The organism is Mesorhizobium sp. WSM4898, assembly GCF_029625845.1.
Classification (GTDB): Bacteria; Pseudomonadota; Alphaproteobacteria; order Rhizobiales; family Rhizobiaceae; genus Mesorhizobium.
Genome location: NZ_JARTVQ010000006.1, coordinates 103,100 through 116,897, shown reverse-complemented (window position 1 = coordinate 116,897; position 13,798 = coordinate 103,100). Strand labels below are relative to the sequence as shown.

The window sequence follows — 13,798 nt, the reverse complement described above, 5'->3', positions numbered from 1 at the left end:
AAATCCTAAGCCGGCAAGCAATCTGCCCGGCCGTGACCGATGCACGTTAATTTAGGATCAGATGATGTTCATCGACGCATAACAAAACCGTTGTCCGATTGTCATGCGCAACACATACTGGTTCTGCGGAAGCCCCCCTTTCGCCAATCACAACGGGAGATGAAAACATGAAGCTCTTCGGCTTCGCGGCAGGTGTTGCCGCTACCTTGACCCTGCTTTCCACCACGTCCGCTTTCGCTGTCACGCAGATCAGCTGGTGGCATGCGATGACGGGCGCCAATGCGGAAGTCGTCGACAAGATCTCGAAGGACTTCAACGCCAGCCAAAGCGACTACCAGATCGTTCCGGTCTTCAAGGGCACCTATCCCGAGACGCTGAATGCAGGCATCGCCGCGTTCCGCGCCGGCCAGGCGCCGGACATCATCCAGGTGTTCGATGTCGGCACCGGCGTCATGATGGCGGCCGAGAGCGCGATCAAACCCGTGGCCGAAGTTTTGACGGGCGCGGGGATGACGTTCGATAAGAGCCAGTATCTGCCCGGCATTGTCGGCTACTATTCGAAGCCGGACGGCACCATGTTGTCTTTCCCTTACAATTCCTCCTCGCCGATCCTCTACTACAACAAGGACATCTTTCAGAAGGCCGGCCTCGACGTGAACAACCCGCCTAAGACCTGGAACGAGGTCTGGGAAGCGGCGAAGAAGATCAAGGCGAGCGGCGCGGCCCCTTGCGGCTACACCTCGACCTGGCTGACCTGGATCCATCTGGAAAATTTTGCCGCCTGGAATAATGTTTCCTGGGCGACCCAGCAGAACGGACTGGCCGGCGGCGACGTCGAGCTCAAGATCAATGCGCCGATTTTCGTCAACCACTTTCAGGCGCTGGCTGACCTCGCCAAGGATGGCACTTTCAAATATGGCGGGCGAACCTCCGAAGCCAAGCAGATCTTCCTCGCCGGAGAATGCGGCATCTTTACCGAGTCGTCGGGCGGGCTCGGCGATATCGTCAAGTCGGGTATGAACTACGGCATCGGCCAACTGCCGTATGACAGCGATGCCAAGGGTGCGCCGCAGAACACGACCCCCGGCGGCGCAAGCCTCTGGGTTTTCAGCGGCAAATCCGATGCGGAGTACAAGGGCGTCGCGGCCTTCTTCGCCTATCTCTCCAAGACCGAGGTGCAGGAATATCTGCACCAGAAGTCGGGCTACTTGCCGGTGACGCTGGCAGCCTATGAGGCGACCAAGAAGTCCGGCTTCTACGACAAGAACCCGGGCCGCGAGACACCGATCCTGCAGATGACCGGCAAGGCGCCGACCGAAAATTCGAAGGGTGTGCGCCTGCCCAACCTGCCGCAGGTGCGCGATATCCAGAACGAGGAGTTCGAGAAGATGCTGGCCGGCCAGGAAACGGCCCAGCAGGCGCTCGACAATGCCGTCTCGCGCGGCAACGCGGCGATCAAGGACGCGTTGGGCAACTAGACCTGGCCGAGATGAAACGTCGCCCGCGCGGATCGGCGCGGGCGATCCTTGCTTGACGAGGAAACCAAGCTGACCCCGCGCGTCGTTTTCCCCCACAAAGTTCTGCCTTACCTGCTTGTGGCGCCGCAACTCGCCATAACACTGGTTTTCTTCTACTGGCCGGCCGGGCAGGCGCTCTACCAGTCCATGCTCAGGCAGGATCCATTCGGGCTGAAGAGCAAGTTCGTCTGGTTTGCCAATTTCCGCAAAGTGCTTGCCGACCCGGCCTATCTCAACTCGATCAAGGTAACGGTGGTATTTTCGCTTGCCACCGCAATCGTGGCCATGGCCGCGGCGTTGCTGCTTGCCGTAATGGCGGAAAAAGTGGTGCGCGGGAAAGCGCTCTACCGCACGCTGATGATCTGGCCCTATGCGGTGGCGCCGGCGATCGCCGGCATGTTGTGGCTGTTCCTGTTCAACCCTTCGATCGGCTCGCTATCCTACGTGCTGAGAAGTCTCGGCATAGCCTGGGACCCGTTGCTCAACGGCAGTCACGCCATGATCCTTTTGGTTTCCGCCGCAGCATGGAAGCAGATCAGCTACAATTTCCTGTTCTTCGTCGCCGGGCTGCAGGCGGTGCCGAAGACGCTGATCGAGGCGGCGGCGATCGACGGCGCTCGCGAGACCAAGCGTTTCTGGACCATCATCTTCCCGCTGCTCGCGCCGACGACCTTCTTCCTGCTGGTCGTCAACACCGTCTATGCCCTGTTCGACACGTTCGGCATCGTCCATGCCGTCACCGGCGGCGGACCGGGCAAGACCACCGAGACGTTGGTCTACAAGGTCTACAATGACGGCTTCGTCAACCTGATCCTCGGCGACTCGGCGGCGCAGTCGGTGATCCTGATGGTCATCGTCATCGCGCTCACCGCCATCCAGTTCCGCTATGTGGAACGCAAGGTCCACTACGGCTGAGGCAAGCGATGATCGGCCAGTCCCCGTTGCGTGTCCTGATCGCCCATGCCGCTCTCATTCTCGGCATTTTGATCGTTGCATTTCCCATCTACTACACATTCGTGGCCTCGACACAGACGCTGCAGACGATCCTCAAGCCGCCCCTGCCGCTGCTGCCCGGTGACCAGCTCTGGAACAATTACAGCGAGGCCCTGTTCGGCGGTGTCGGGCGCATCGGCGGCGTCAGCGTCGGCAGGCTGCTTCTCAACACGACGGTCATGGCGCTCGGCGTCGCGGTGGGGAAGATCTTCATCTCGATCCTGTCGGCCTATGCCATCGTGTTCTTTCGTTTCCCGCTGCGCATGACCTTCTTCTGGCTGATCTTCATCACTCTGATGCTGCCCGTCGAGGTCCGCATCCTGCCAACCTACAAGGTGATGGTCGATCTCGGCATGATCGACACCTATGCCGGTCTGATCATTCCGCTGATCGCCTCGGCCACGGCCACGCTATTGTTCAGACAGTTCTTCATGACCATCCCGGGCGAGCTCGTCGAGGCGGCGCGCGTCGATGGCGCCGGGCCGTGGCGCTTCTTCTTCGATATCCTCCTGCCGCTGTCGCGCACCAACATCGCGGCGCTGTTCGTCATCCTCTTCATCCATGGCTGGACGCAATATCTGTGGCCGCTGCTGGTCACCAACAGCAACGACATGAACACCATCGTCATTGCGCTGAAAAAGATGGTTTCCTTCGCCGATGCCGATACCCAGTGGCACCTTGTGATGGTCACCGCGATGCTGGCCATCGTGCCGCCGATCCTTGTCGTGGTGCTGATGCAGCGCTGGTTCGTGCGCGGCCTGGTCGAATCCGAGAAGTGAGGGGCGATGGCGACGGTTGATCTCAATGATGTGAGGAAGCTCTATGCCGGCGGCGTCGAGGCCGTGAAAGGCGTTTCCATCGCCATTCCGGACAAGCAGCTTTGCGTGCTGGTCGGTCCCTCCGGCTGCGGCAAATCGACGTTGCTCAGGATGATCGCCGGACTCGAGACCATCTCGTCCGGAACGGTTGCGATCGACGGCAAGATCGTCAATGCCGTCGGTCCGACCGAACGCGACATTGCCATGGTCTTCCAGAATTACGCGCTCTACCCGCATATGAAGGTCTACGACAACATGGCCTATGGCCTGCGCAATCGCGGCACGCCGAAAGCCGAGATCGACAGCAGAGTGCGTTCAACTGCCAAGGTGCTGGAATTGTCGGGACTGCTCGACCGGCGCCCTCGCGAGCTTTCCGGCGGCCAGCGACAGCGCGTCGCCATGGGCCGGGCGATCGTGCGCAATCCGAAAGTCTTCCTGTTCGACGAACCGCTCTCCAACCTCGACGCCAAGCTGCGCGGCCAGATGCGGGTCGAGATCAAGAGCCTGCAGCGCAGGCTCGGCGTCACTTCGGTCTATGTCACCCACGACCAGCTCGAGGCGATGACGCTAGCCGACATGCTTGTCGTCATGAATGCGGGGCTGGTCGAGCAGATCGGCGCTCCTCTCGACATTTACGAGAAGCCGGCCTCGACATTCGTCGCGTCCTTCATTGGCGCGCCGCCGATGAACCTGCTCTCACTGAGCACAGAAAGTTCTGCAACTGAGCTGGAAGGAAAGTTGCTTGTTCTTGCCCCGCCCGGCGGGCAGGCGGCAATGCTAGGCTTCAGGCCCGAGGACGCCGAACTCGTCGCCGATGCCGAGGACCGATCCGGGGCGCTGATGCTGCCCGCAACGGTCGAGGCCGTGGAGCCGGTCGGCGCGGAAACCTTCCTGCACTGCTCGGCTGCCGGCAATAATATCGTGGTACGGGTCGGCGGCCGCACGGCGGCAAAGCCCGGCGACAAGTTGCGCATCACCGCCACAGCCGAGAAGTTGCACTGGTTCGATCGGGGCGGCAGGCGCCTCGGCAGCGTAAGCCCCTCCTCTTGACTCAGCTTCAGGCAAACACATGCGCCTTGCCGGTCACCGTGAGGCGCACGATCTCGCCGACCTCCGGCACGTCCATGCCGGTCTTGCGCAGGACGAGCGGTGTGTTGCCGATCGCGGCCGCATCCGGCGGATCCGGGCTATTGAGCAGCCGCACGGCGATGGTGCAGACCGAGCCGGCGAATTCGGAGTCCGTCACCTCGCCGAACAGCATGTCCGGCGTCCCCGACATGCCTTCGCGGGAGGTTCGTTTAAGCACCACCTGCTCGGGCCTGAGCATGATACGGGCGACGTCGCGCCGCTCGGTGATGTCGACCGCGATGCGGCCGAGCGGCGATATGGCAAAGCCGTCGGCGATCTTGGCCGGCACGATGATGGCGTCGCCGAGGAACTCGGCAACCATCCTGTCCCTGGGCTGGAAGTAGAGCTCGCGCGGCGTGCCGACTTGCGAGAACAAGCCGTCGCGCATGACGGCCACCTGGCTGGCGAAGGACAGCGCCTCGGCCTGATCGTGGGTGACCAGGATGGTGGTGATGCCCGCATCCTCCAGAAGCTCGGCCACAGCCTTGCGCATCGAGGCCCGGAGGCCGGTGTCGAGCGCCGAGAACGGCTCGTCGAGCAGCATCAGCCGGGGTTTCATCGCCATGGCACGGGCAAGCGCGACACGCTGCTGCTGGCCGCCGGAAAGCTCGTGCGGACGGCGCTTCAGGATCGCCTTGTCAAGCCCGACGATATAGGCGAGCTCGACAATGTGCTCGGCGCGCTTCCCGGCGCTTCGGGGCATGCCGAAGCCGATATTGTCGGCGATGGTGAGATGCGGGAAGAGGGCGCCGTCCTGCGCCACCACGCCGATGCCGCGGCGATGCGCCGGCACCGCCGCCCCGCCATTGGCGAGCAGCTTGCCGTCGAGCGCGATGCGGCCGCGGTCTGGCGCCTCGAAGCCGGCGATCAGCCTCAGCAAAGTGGTCTTGCCGCAGCCGGAGGGTCCGACGATCGCGGTGCGGCTGCCGCTTTCGACGGTGAGGTCGACGCCGGCAAGTGCTGCCACCGGGCCATAATGTTTTGCTACGTTGCGGAGCTCGAGGAAGCTCATCGGCCGGCCATCCGCTTTGACTGGATGTAGAGCACCCAGGTCATGGGGAGCGACATCGCCACCATGATCAAGGCGTAAGGGGCGGCCGAGGCGTAGTCGATCTCGCCGCTGTAGGACCAGAACGCCATCGCAAGGGTGCGGGTGCCGTTCGGCGCCAGCATCTGCGTGGCGGTCAATTCATTGGTGATGCCGAGTGCCACCATCGCCATCCCGGCCGCCGCGCCCGGCGCCGACAGCCGGATCGTGGTCGACCATAGCGCCCTGAGCGGCGGGCGGCCGAGGCTCGAAGCCGCGCGTTCGAGTTCCACCGGCGCCTGGGCGATCGAGGCGCGCAGGCTGACCAGCGCGCGCGGCAGGAACATCAGCGCATAGCCGAAAAGGATGGTGAAGAGCGTCTGATAGAGCGGCAAGGCGACGCGTACGGTGATGGTCACCAGCGCCAGCGCGACGACCACACCCGGCAGCGAGCCGACGATGTAGTTGCAGCTCTCGAGCAGGCGCTGCAAGCGGCCGGGCGCACGGATCGAGATCCAGGCCATGGGCATCGCGGCGACCGTGGCAAGCAGCGCGCCGGCGACGGCGAGGACCAGCGTCTGGCCGAGCGCCAGGCTGATCTCGTCCCAACGCCAGACGTCGGCGCCACCGGCAAGCAGCCAGCGGCCGACGGTCACAAAGGGCACGCCGAGCGTGAGCAGCGCAGTGCTGGCGGGCAGCAGGAAGCAAGGCAGCGTGGCGCGGCCGAGGGCGACACGCTGCTGCTGGCGCGCCGCCCCGGAGCCGACGCGGGCATAACGCTCCTCACCACGCACGATCACCTCCACGCCAAGCAGCACGAAGCAGCAGGCGACCAGCACGGCGGCGAGCATGTTCGCCGCCGCGCCGTTGAAGGTCGACTGGAACTGGTCGACGATCGCGGTGGTGAAGGTATCGAAGCGGATGAAGACATAAAGCCCGTATTCGGCAAGCAGGTGCAGGCCAACCAGCAGCGAACCGCCACAGATGGCCAGCCTCAACTGCGGCAGCACGACACGCGCGAAGACGCGCCAGGGTCCGAGGCCCAGCGCTGCGGCGGCATCTTCCAGCGCCGGGTCAAGCCGGCGCAGCGCCGCTGCGATCGGCAGATAGAGAAACGGGAAATAGGCGATGACCGAGACGAGCACGCCGGCCCAGAGCCCGTGCAGGCCGGGGATCAGGCTGATCCAGGCGTAACTGTGGACGAAGGCGGGAATTGCCAAGGGCGCCACCGACAGCCACGACCACCAACGGTTGCCGGGAAGGTCGCTGCGCTCGGTCAGCCAGGCAAGCGCCACCGACAGCGCGATGGCGATCGGGACGGCCAGGACGACAAGCAGGATGGTGTTGACCAGGAGCGCGCCGACGCGAGGCCGAAAGATCAGCGCCACCACCGTGTCCCATCCCGTCTGGATGCCCACCCAGACAATGAAGGCAAGCGGCAGGAGAGCGATCAGCGAGACGATGGCGGCCGCAAGCGTAATCCACGACGTGGACCGCCGGCTCTGCCTTGCGGCAGCCGGCGGCCCCGAATGCGTGAGGTCGATCGCGGACATCAGCCGGAATGCACCGCCTGGAGACGATCTGATGAACCGCGAACGCGGTCGGAAACGCAGATGATCGTCATCGACGAGGCCATCTCCAAAACAAAAGCGCTCCCGCGGAAAGCGAATTCCGGCGGGAGCACGGTCGGTTGTCCTTTTAGGACGAACGCGGACTAAAGCAAGCCGGCTTGCGTCATCAGGTCGATGACCTTCTTCGAGTTCAGGTGCGTCGGATCGATCTTGGGCGCCTGCAGATCGGCCAGCGGCACGAGCTTCGGGTTCGACATGGCATCCTTGCCGACCGCGTATTCATAAGAGGTCCCGGTTTTCAAAACCTCCTGGCCGGCCTTGCCGGTGACCCACTTCAAGAAAGCCTGGGCTTCCTTCGGATGCTTGCTCGAGGCCAGCACGCCGCCGCCAGAGATCGACACGAACGCGCCCGGGTCCTGGTTCTTGAAATAATGCAGGCCGACATTCTTGCTGTTCTCGCCGGTCTTCGCCTGGTCGCCGAAATAGTAGTAGTGGTAGATCACGCCGCCATCGATCTCCCCGGCATTGACCGCCTTCATCACCGTATTGTTGCCCTTGTAGACGGTGAAGTTCTCCTTCATGGCCTTCAGCCAGTCGGAAGTCGCGGCTTCACCTTTGAGCTCGAGCATCGCGCTGACGATGGCCTGGAAATCGGCGCCGGACGGCGAGGCGGCCCACCGGCCCTTCCAGCTCGGATCGGCAAGGTCGAGCAGCGACTTGGGCAGCTGGCCTTCCTTGAGCTTGTCCTTGTTGTAGGCAAAGACGGTGCTGCGCGCGGCGACGCCCACCCATTTGCCGCTCGAAGGCTGGTATTCCTGCGGAACCTGAGCGAGGGTGTCGGCATCCACCGGCGCGAACAGGCCGGCCGCCTCGACCAGCGCCATTGCAGGCGAATTCTCTGTCAGGAACACGTCGGCCGGCGAGGCAGCACCCTCGGCGACGATCTGGTTGGAGAAATCGCTGTCGCCGCCGTTGCGCAGCGTGACCTTGATGCCGGTTTCCTTGGTGAAGCCTTTCGCCCATTCCTTGGCCAGGCTCTCATGCTGGGCATTGTAGACGACGATGCCCGCATCCTCCGCCATGGCCGGTCCGGCGATCAGGCCGAGCGCCAGCGCGGCGGCGCCGGCAAGAGTGGAAAAGGCAGTTTTCATGGGCATCGTCCTCAAATCTGGAGACAGGGGTTCGGGCTCAGACGCACCTATCAATACCTGATTAGGATAGTCAACATTCCGACCCTGCTTCAATCGGTCGCCGTGCCGCAAACTTTCGTGATTTTCCGGTACTTTGGCTTGGACATTATTTCGCCGGACACGTAACAAACCAGGGCCGAGACGCGAACATCGGGGGTAAACTCTTGTGACCGGCAAGGACGAGGCCGAGCTTTCCCGGCTGCTCAGGGCCGCGATCGCGGGAGACGAAAGGGCTTACGCCGACTTTCTTCACCGGATAGCCGCTCTCGTTCGTGGCTTCGTCCGGCGCAAGATCGTCCAGGGCGGGGTCGACCCCGAGGATGTCGTGCAGGAAACCTTGCTGGCCATTCACGTCAAAAGGCACACGTGGCGAGAAGGCGCGCCGGTGCTGCCATGGGTCTATGCGATCGCCCGCTTCAAGCTGATCGATGCATTCCGCAGGCGCGGCCGTCGCATCGAGGTCGAGATCGACGAGATCGCAGAGACGTTCGCCGAGCCGGAAGCGGAGACGGTGAGCGAGCGCGACATAAACCGGGCCCTGGACGGCTTGCCGCCCTCGCAGCGTTCCGTGGTTTCCTCGATCTCGGTCGACGGCCATTCGATCGGCGAAACGGCGGTCAAGCTCGGCATCAGCGAGACGGCGGTGCGCGTGTCGCTGCATCGCGGCCTTGCCGCGATCGCCAAAAGGTTCGGACGACGGTGACATGAGAACCGAGGACCTCATAAAGGCGCTCGACGCCGATGCCCGCAACAAGGCGATGCCGCTTGGCCTCGCCTGGTGGCTGGCCGTCGGCGTGGCGGTTGTGGTCGCGGCGGTGGTCTTTTTCATGACCATCGGTCCGCGCCCGGACATCATGCCGGCCATGCATACGATGCGCTTCATGTCGAAGTTCGTCTTCACCTTGGCGCTCACGACCAGCGCATTCGCTCTGATCCGAGCCCTGTCGACGCCCGGTGCGGCGAGCAGGCGAGCGAAACTATGGACGCTCGCCGCGCCTGCGCTCGTCGTGATCGCGGTCATCCTGGAGCTTTTCGTCGTGCCGGAGGCGGACTGGGGCAGGCGGCTCGTGGGTTCCAACATGATGATCTGCATGAGCTTTATCCCGTTGATCGGCATCGGTCCCCTGGCTATCTTCCTCGGCATGCTGCGCTATGGCGCGCCGACGCGGCCGGTGCTGGCCGGCGCGGTCGCGGGCCTGCTCGCGGGCGGCTTGGCGGCGACCTTCTATGCCGCGCATTGCTTCGACGATTCGCCGCTGTTCGTCGCCACCTGGTACACGATCGCGATCGCGTTCCTCACCGCGCTCGGCGCGCTTGGCGGACGGTTTTTCGTCCGCTGGTAGGATTACACACTGATCCTTAATCATGCCGGCATTGCTTTGCCGGTTAGCGGCGTGGCCGCCGCAGCTTACAACCATTCCTTAAAATCGATCCGCCAGGGTTGTGGCAGTTGCGCATGGGGTGGGATCGCATTGTGGCGTGGTTGAGTTGGAAAGGTCCGCGGGCCGGCAAGCGCGCTGTGCTCGCCTTGATGGCGGCAGGGCTTATCACCCTGATGGCATCGGTCCTGTTGCCGGCGCTGGAGCTCGGTGCGGACGCGCTGAAGTTCTGCCTACAGATATCGGTCGCCGTCACCGCCGTGACGCTCTTTGTCTCGGCGCTGTTCATCCGCAGGATCATCGACGACCGCCGGCAGATTGCCGAGAGCGAGCAGCGCTTTCGCCGCGCGATGGAAGATTCGGCGATCGGCGTCGCCATCGTCGGCCTCGACGGCCGCATCCTTCAGACCAATCCCGCCTTCGCGGCGATGCTCGGCTACAGCCGGGCGGAAATCGAGGCGCTGACCTTCTTCCAGATCACGCATCCCGACGATCTGCAGATCGGCCGTGAGACGATGATCGCGCTGAAAGAGGGAAAGATCGATTCCTTTCATTTCGAGAAGCGCTACCTCAAGAAGGACGGCACTCCGGTCTGGGCGCAGCTCGCGGGCTCGGTCATTCGCGAAGACGAGACCGGCAAGCCGCTCTATCTTGTGTCGCAGATCGAGGACATCGATGCGCGCAAGCAGGCCGAAGCGCGCATCGCCGAAGCCGAGACGCGTTGGAATTTCGCGCTGACCAGCGCCGGACAAGGCGTCTGGAGCCTCGACATGCGCAAGGGCGGCACGACTTACTCCGAAACCTGGGTCAGAATGCTGGGCTATGACGATGGCGAGCTGGACGGCGACCCCGACCGCTGGCTGACGATGATCCACCCGGACGACCGCCAAATCGTCGCCGAGGCGGACCGGGCGCATCTTGACGGCGAGACGGCCTTCTTCGAGGCCGAGTTCCGGATGCGCCACAAGGACGGCCATTGGGTCTGGATCCTCGACCGCGGCAAGGCGATCGAACGCGACGGCGAGGGCCGGCTGATCCGGGCGATCGGCAGCTTGACCGATATCACGGAGCGCAAGGAGGCCGAAGAACGGCGCAAGGTCTCGGCGGCGATGCTCGCCGACGAAAAGGAGCGGCTCAGGGTGACGCTGCAGTCGATCGGCGACGCGGTGATCTGCACCGATGCCGCGAACCGCGTCACCTTCATGAATCCGGTCGCCGAAAAGCTGACCGGCATTGCCAGCGGCGAGGCGCTTGGCAAGGTGCTCGGCGATGTCTACTGGGCGGTCGACGAGGAAACCGGGCAGAGGATCGGCCTGACGCGACCTTCGGCCGCCGGCCGCCATCATTGCGATCAGAACGCCCGCGCCGTGCTCATCAGGCGCGACGACACGCGCTGCAGCATCCGCCAAATGGTGTCGCCGATCATGAACGACCACGACGAGTTCTGCGGGTTGGTCATCGTCTTCCAGGATTTCACCGACGCGCGCGCCCTGCAGCGCCAGCTCGCTTATGCCGCGGCCCATGACGCGCTGACCGGGCTCGCCAACCGCCCAAGCTTCATCCGCACGATGGAGGAGCTGGTCGATCGGTGCCGGTTGAATGGCGGCGAGCATCAGTTCATGTTCGTCGACCTCGACCACTTCAAGGCGGTCAACGACACTGGCGGCCACGCGGCGGGCGATGCGCTGCTGAAGCGCGTCGCCGACGCCATCCGCAACGTGCTCGGTCCGGAAGATATCGTCGCCCGTCTCGGCGGCGACGAGTTCGCGGTCATACTGAAATCGGGCGCGCCGGCGCGAGCGACGGTCGCGGCGCGTTGCATCATCGAAGCCATCCGCAACCTGGGCTTCAGCTGGGACGGCCGTCCGCATTCGATCGCCGCCAGCATCGGGCTTGCGCCGATCCGCGCCGGCTGCGGCGAGGTGGATGAGATCATCGCCCGCGCCGATGCCGCCTGCTATGCCGCCAAGGCGGCCGGCCGCGGCTGCGTTTCGGCAGCACCCGATGAAGTTTCGAAGGACGAGGCAGAGCCCCTGCCGCTTGCCGCGGCATCCTGAACGCCGCGCAGTGAGCGTTCAGTCGCGGGGCTCAGCGCGTCGGCACCGGATGGTCGCCGCGATAGTCGTAGAAGCCGCGGCCGGTCTTGCGGCCGAGCCAGCCGGCCTCGACATATTTCACCAGCAGCGGGCAGGGGCGATACTTGGAGTCCGACAGGCCCTCATGCAGCACCTGCATGATCGACAGGCAGGTGTCGAGACCGATGAAGTCGGCCAGTTGTAGCGGCCCCATCGGATGGTTGGCGCCGAGCCGCATGGCGGTGTCGATGGCGTCCACCGTGCCGACGCCCTCATAGAGCGTGTAGATCGCCTCGTTGATCATGGGCAACAGGATGCGGTTGACGATGAAGGCCGGGAAATCCTCCGAAACGGTGATCGTCTTGTCGAGCCTGTTCACGAAGGTCTTGGCGGCCTCGAACGTCTGGTCCTCGGTGGCGATGCCGCGCACCAGCTCGACCAGCTTCATCACCGGCACCGGGTTCATGAAATGTATGCCGATGAAGCGCTCAGGCCGGTCGGTCTGCGCGGCAAGCCGGGTGATCGAGATCGAGGAGGTGTTGGTCGCGAGAATCGCCTCCGGATTGAGCTGCGGGCAGAGTTGGGCGTAGATCTTGCGCTTGACCGTCTCATCCTCGGTCGCCGCCTCGATGACGAGGTCGGCGGCGGCAAGATCGGCCATGGCGGACGCCGATGAGATGCGGGCCATCGCCTCGTTGCGCGCCTTCTCCTCGAGCTTTCCCGAACCGACCTGACGGGCCATGTTGCCGCTGATCGTGGCGATGCCCTTCTCGACCCGGTCGGGCGAGATGTCGTGGATCAGGACCTTGTAGCCGGCCAGCGCCGAGACGTGGGCGATACCGCCCCCCATTTGACCTGCGCCGACAATGCCGATCGTCTCGATCTTGCTCATTACCCCAATCCCGTCTGGAGCATTTCCGCTTCTGCGAGGCACGGAAGCGCTCCCTTCTCTTTGTTTCCCGCAATTCCGGACGCAAAGTGGCTCGGCACTTTCCTGGAATTGCCTTTTTTGTTTATCGCAATTCCGGAGGGAAAACCGTACGGACTTTTCCTGGAATTGCGCAAGCCTTTACCGGCCTGCTTTTTGTGCAGTGCAAACTAAAAGGGCGGGGCGACTTCGTCTACCCCACCCTTCCGATTTTAATATGCCAGAGCAGAAAGCGTCAAAGCGCCTTTTGCAGCTCCGGCAGGATGACGAAGAGATCGCCGACGAGACCGTAGTCGGCAACCTGGAAGATCGGCGCTTCCTCGTCCTTGTTGATGGCGACGATGACCTTGGAATCCTTCATGCCGGCAAGATGCTGGATGGCGCCCGAGATGCCGACGGCAATGTAGAGATCGGGGGCGACCACCTTGCCGGTCTGGCCGACCTGCCAGTCATTGGGGGCATAGCCCGCATCGACCGCTGCGCGAGAGGCACCGACAGCGGCGCCGAGCTTGTCGGCGACCGGCAGGATGACTTCCTGGAACTTCTCCGACGAGCCGAGAGCACGGCCACCCGAAATGATGATCTTGGCCGAGGTCAACTCGGGACGGTCGTTTTCGGAGAGCTTGTTCTCGACGAAGGAGGAGAGGCCGGGATTGGCGGCGGCGTTCACCGTCTCGACCGGGGCCGAGCCGCCCTCGGGCGCCCCTTGGAAGGAGGCGGTGCGCACCGTGATCACCTTCTTGGCGTCGGTCGACTGCACGGTCTGGATGGCGTTGCCGGCATAGATCGGCCGCTTGAAGGTGTCGGGCGTGACCACCTCGATGATCTCGGAGACCTGCGCGACGTCGAGCAGGGCCGCCACGCGCGGCGCGACGTTCTTGCCCGCTGAGGTCGCGGGGGCGACGATCGCGTCATAGGAGCCGGCGAGCGAGACGACGAGTGCGGCCAGCGGCTCCGCCAGGCGTTCGGAGAGCTCGTCGGCCTCGGCCAGCAGGACTTTGCGAACACCCTTCAGCTTGGCGGCCGCGTCGCTTGCCGCCTTGGCGCCTTTGCCGGCGACCAGCACATCGACATCCGAGCCGATCTGCAGGGCCGCCGCGAGCGCCTTGGCGGTCTGGTCGGAAAGGCTTGCGTTGTCGTGTTCGGCGATGAGGAGAATTGCCATTTTCCTG

At 63.8% G+C, this 13,798-nt stretch carries 12 protein-coding genes; 7 read left to right on the top strand and 5 right to left on the bottom strand.

Annotated features, from left to right (window positions below; translation table 11 throughout):
• Positions 1-167 precede the first annotated feature (167 nt).
• The 4 genes from ugpB (at position 168) to P9228_RS23495 (ending at position 4,378) form a co-directional block, all read left to right on the top strand.
• Positions 168-1,478: a sn-glycerol-3-phosphate ABC transporter substrate-binding protein UgpB gene (ugpB, locus tag P9228_RS23510; protein ID WP_066990210.1), complete on the top strand. Its 1,311-nt coding sequence runs from the start codon at positions 168-170 to the stop codon at positions 1,476-1,478.
• A gap of 69 nt (positions 1,479-1,547) precedes the next feature.
• A complete protein-coding gene (gene ugpA / locus P9228_RS23505; RefSeq protein ID WP_278056005.1) occupies positions 1,548-2,432 on the top strand; it encodes a sn-glycerol-3-phosphate ABC transporter permease UgpA in 885 nt (294 codons plus the stop codon).
• A gap of 8 nt (positions 2,433-2,440) precedes the next feature.
• Positions 2,441-3,289, top strand: coding sequence for a sn-glycerol-3-phosphate ABC transporter permease UgpE (gene ugpE / locus P9228_RS23500; RefSeq protein ID WP_278055931.1), 849 nt, complete (start codon positions 2,441-2,443; stop codon positions 3,287-3,289).
• Positions 3,290-3,295: 6 nt separating this feature from the next.
• The gene (locus P9228_RS23495; protein ID WP_278055930.1) at positions 3,296-4,378 is read left to right on the top strand and encodes a sn-glycerol-3-phosphate import ATP-binding protein UgpC; all 1,083 of its coding nucleotides are present in this window, start codon (positions 3,296-3,298) and stop codon (positions 4,376-4,378) included.
• 7 nt (positions 4,379-4,385) lie between these two features.
• On the opposite strand, the gene P9228_RS23490 is transcribed toward P9228_RS23495, so the two are convergent.
• From P9228_RS23490 to P9228_RS23480, 3 genes are all read right to left on the bottom strand, one after another.
• Complete coding sequence (locus tag P9228_RS23490) at positions 4,386-5,468, bottom strand: ABC transporter ATP-binding protein (protein ID WP_278055929.1); 1,083 nt, start codon at positions 5,466-5,468, stop codon at positions 4,386-4,388.
• Positions 5,465-7,036: an iron ABC transporter permease gene (locus P9228_RS23485; RefSeq protein WP_278055928.1), complete on the bottom strand. Its 1,572-nt coding sequence runs from the start codon at positions 7,034-7,036 to the stop codon at positions 5,465-5,467. Before P9228_RS23485 ends, P9228_RS23490 begins: the two co-directional genes overlap by 4 nt.
• Positions 7,037-7,197: 161 nt before the next feature.
• Positions 7,198-8,205, bottom strand: a complete 1,008-nt coding sequence (locus tag P9228_RS23480) for an iron ABC transporter substrate-binding protein (RefSeq protein WP_278055926.1) — start codon at positions 8,203-8,205, stop codon at positions 7,198-7,200.
• A gap of 205 nt (positions 8,206-8,410) precedes the next feature.
• Between P9228_RS23480 and P9228_RS23475 the strand changes: the two genes are divergently transcribed.
• The 3 genes from P9228_RS23475 to P9228_RS23465 all read left to right on the top strand — a co-directional run bounded on the left by P9228_RS23475 (position 8,411) and on the right by P9228_RS23465 (position 11,680).
• Positions 8,411-8,947, top strand: coding sequence for a sigma-70 family RNA polymerase sigma factor (locus P9228_RS23475; protein ID WP_278055925.1), 537 nt, complete (start codon positions 8,411-8,413; stop codon positions 8,945-8,947).
• 1 nt (position 8,948) lies between these two features.
• Positions 8,949-9,587: an NrsF family protein gene (locus P9228_RS23470; RefSeq protein WP_066990189.1), complete on the top strand. Its 639-nt coding sequence runs from the start codon at positions 8,949-8,951 to the stop codon at positions 9,585-9,587.
• Between the two features lie 131 nt (positions 9,588-9,718).
• Positions 9,719-11,680 carry a PAS domain S-box protein gene (locus P9228_RS23465; protein ID WP_278055924.1) on the top strand — a complete coding sequence of 654 codons (1,962 nt, stop codon included), beginning with the start codon at positions 9,719-9,721 and terminating at the stop codon, positions 11,678-11,680.
• 31 nt (positions 11,681-11,711) lie between these two features.
• Here P9228_RS23465 and P9228_RS23460 read toward each other — a convergent pair whose 3' ends face one another.
• On the bottom strand, positions 11,712-12,590 hold the full coding sequence (locus tag P9228_RS23460) for a 3-hydroxybutyryl-CoA dehydrogenase (RefSeq protein WP_066990182.1): 879 nt from the start codon (positions 12,588-12,590) through the stop codon (positions 11,712-11,714).
• Between the two features lie 271 nt (positions 12,591-12,861).
• On the bottom strand, positions 12,862-13,791 hold the full coding sequence (locus P9228_RS23455) for an electron transfer flavoprotein subunit alpha/FixB family protein (RefSeq protein ID WP_095799913.1): 930 nt from the start codon (positions 13,789-13,791) through the stop codon (positions 12,862-12,864).
• Between the last annotated feature and the right edge of the window lie 7 nt (positions 13,792-13,798).

Bases quoted from the DNA above. Each gene is read 5' to 3' on its own strand.
- ugpB (WP_066990210.1), top strand. From the start codon at position 168: ATGAAGCTCTTCGGCTTCGCGGCAGGTGTTGCCGCTACCTTGACCCTG.
- ugpE (WP_278055931.1), top strand. From the start codon at position 2,441: ATGATCGGCCAGTCCCCGTTGCGTGTCCTGATCGCCCATGCCGCTCTC.
- P9228_RS23495 (WP_278055930.1), top strand. From the start codon at position 3,296: ATGGCGACGGTTGATCTCAATGATGTGAGGAAGCTCTATGCCGGCGGC.
- P9228_RS23490 (WP_278055929.1), bottom strand. From the start codon at position 5,468: ATGAGCTTCCTCGAGCTCCGCAACGTAGCAAAACATTATGGCCCGGTG.
- P9228_RS23485 (WP_278055928.1), bottom strand. From the start codon at position 7,036: ATGTCCGCGATCGACCTCACGCATTCGGGGCCGCCGGCTGCCGCAAGG.
- P9228_RS23480 (WP_278055926.1), bottom strand. From the start codon at position 8,205: ATGAAAACTGCCTTTTCCACTCTTGCCGGCGCCGCCGCGCTGGCGCTC.
- P9228_RS23470 (WP_066990189.1), top strand. From the start codon at position 8,949: ATGAGAACCGAGGACCTCATAAAGGCGCTCGACGCCGATGCCCGCAAC.
- P9228_RS23460 (WP_066990182.1), bottom strand. From the start codon at position 12,590: ATGAGCAAGATCGAGACGATCGGCATTGTCGGCGCAGGTCAAATGGGG.
- P9228_RS23455 (WP_095799913.1), bottom strand. From the start codon at position 13,791: ATGGCAATTCTCCTCATCGCCGAACACGACAACGCAAGCCTTTCCGAC.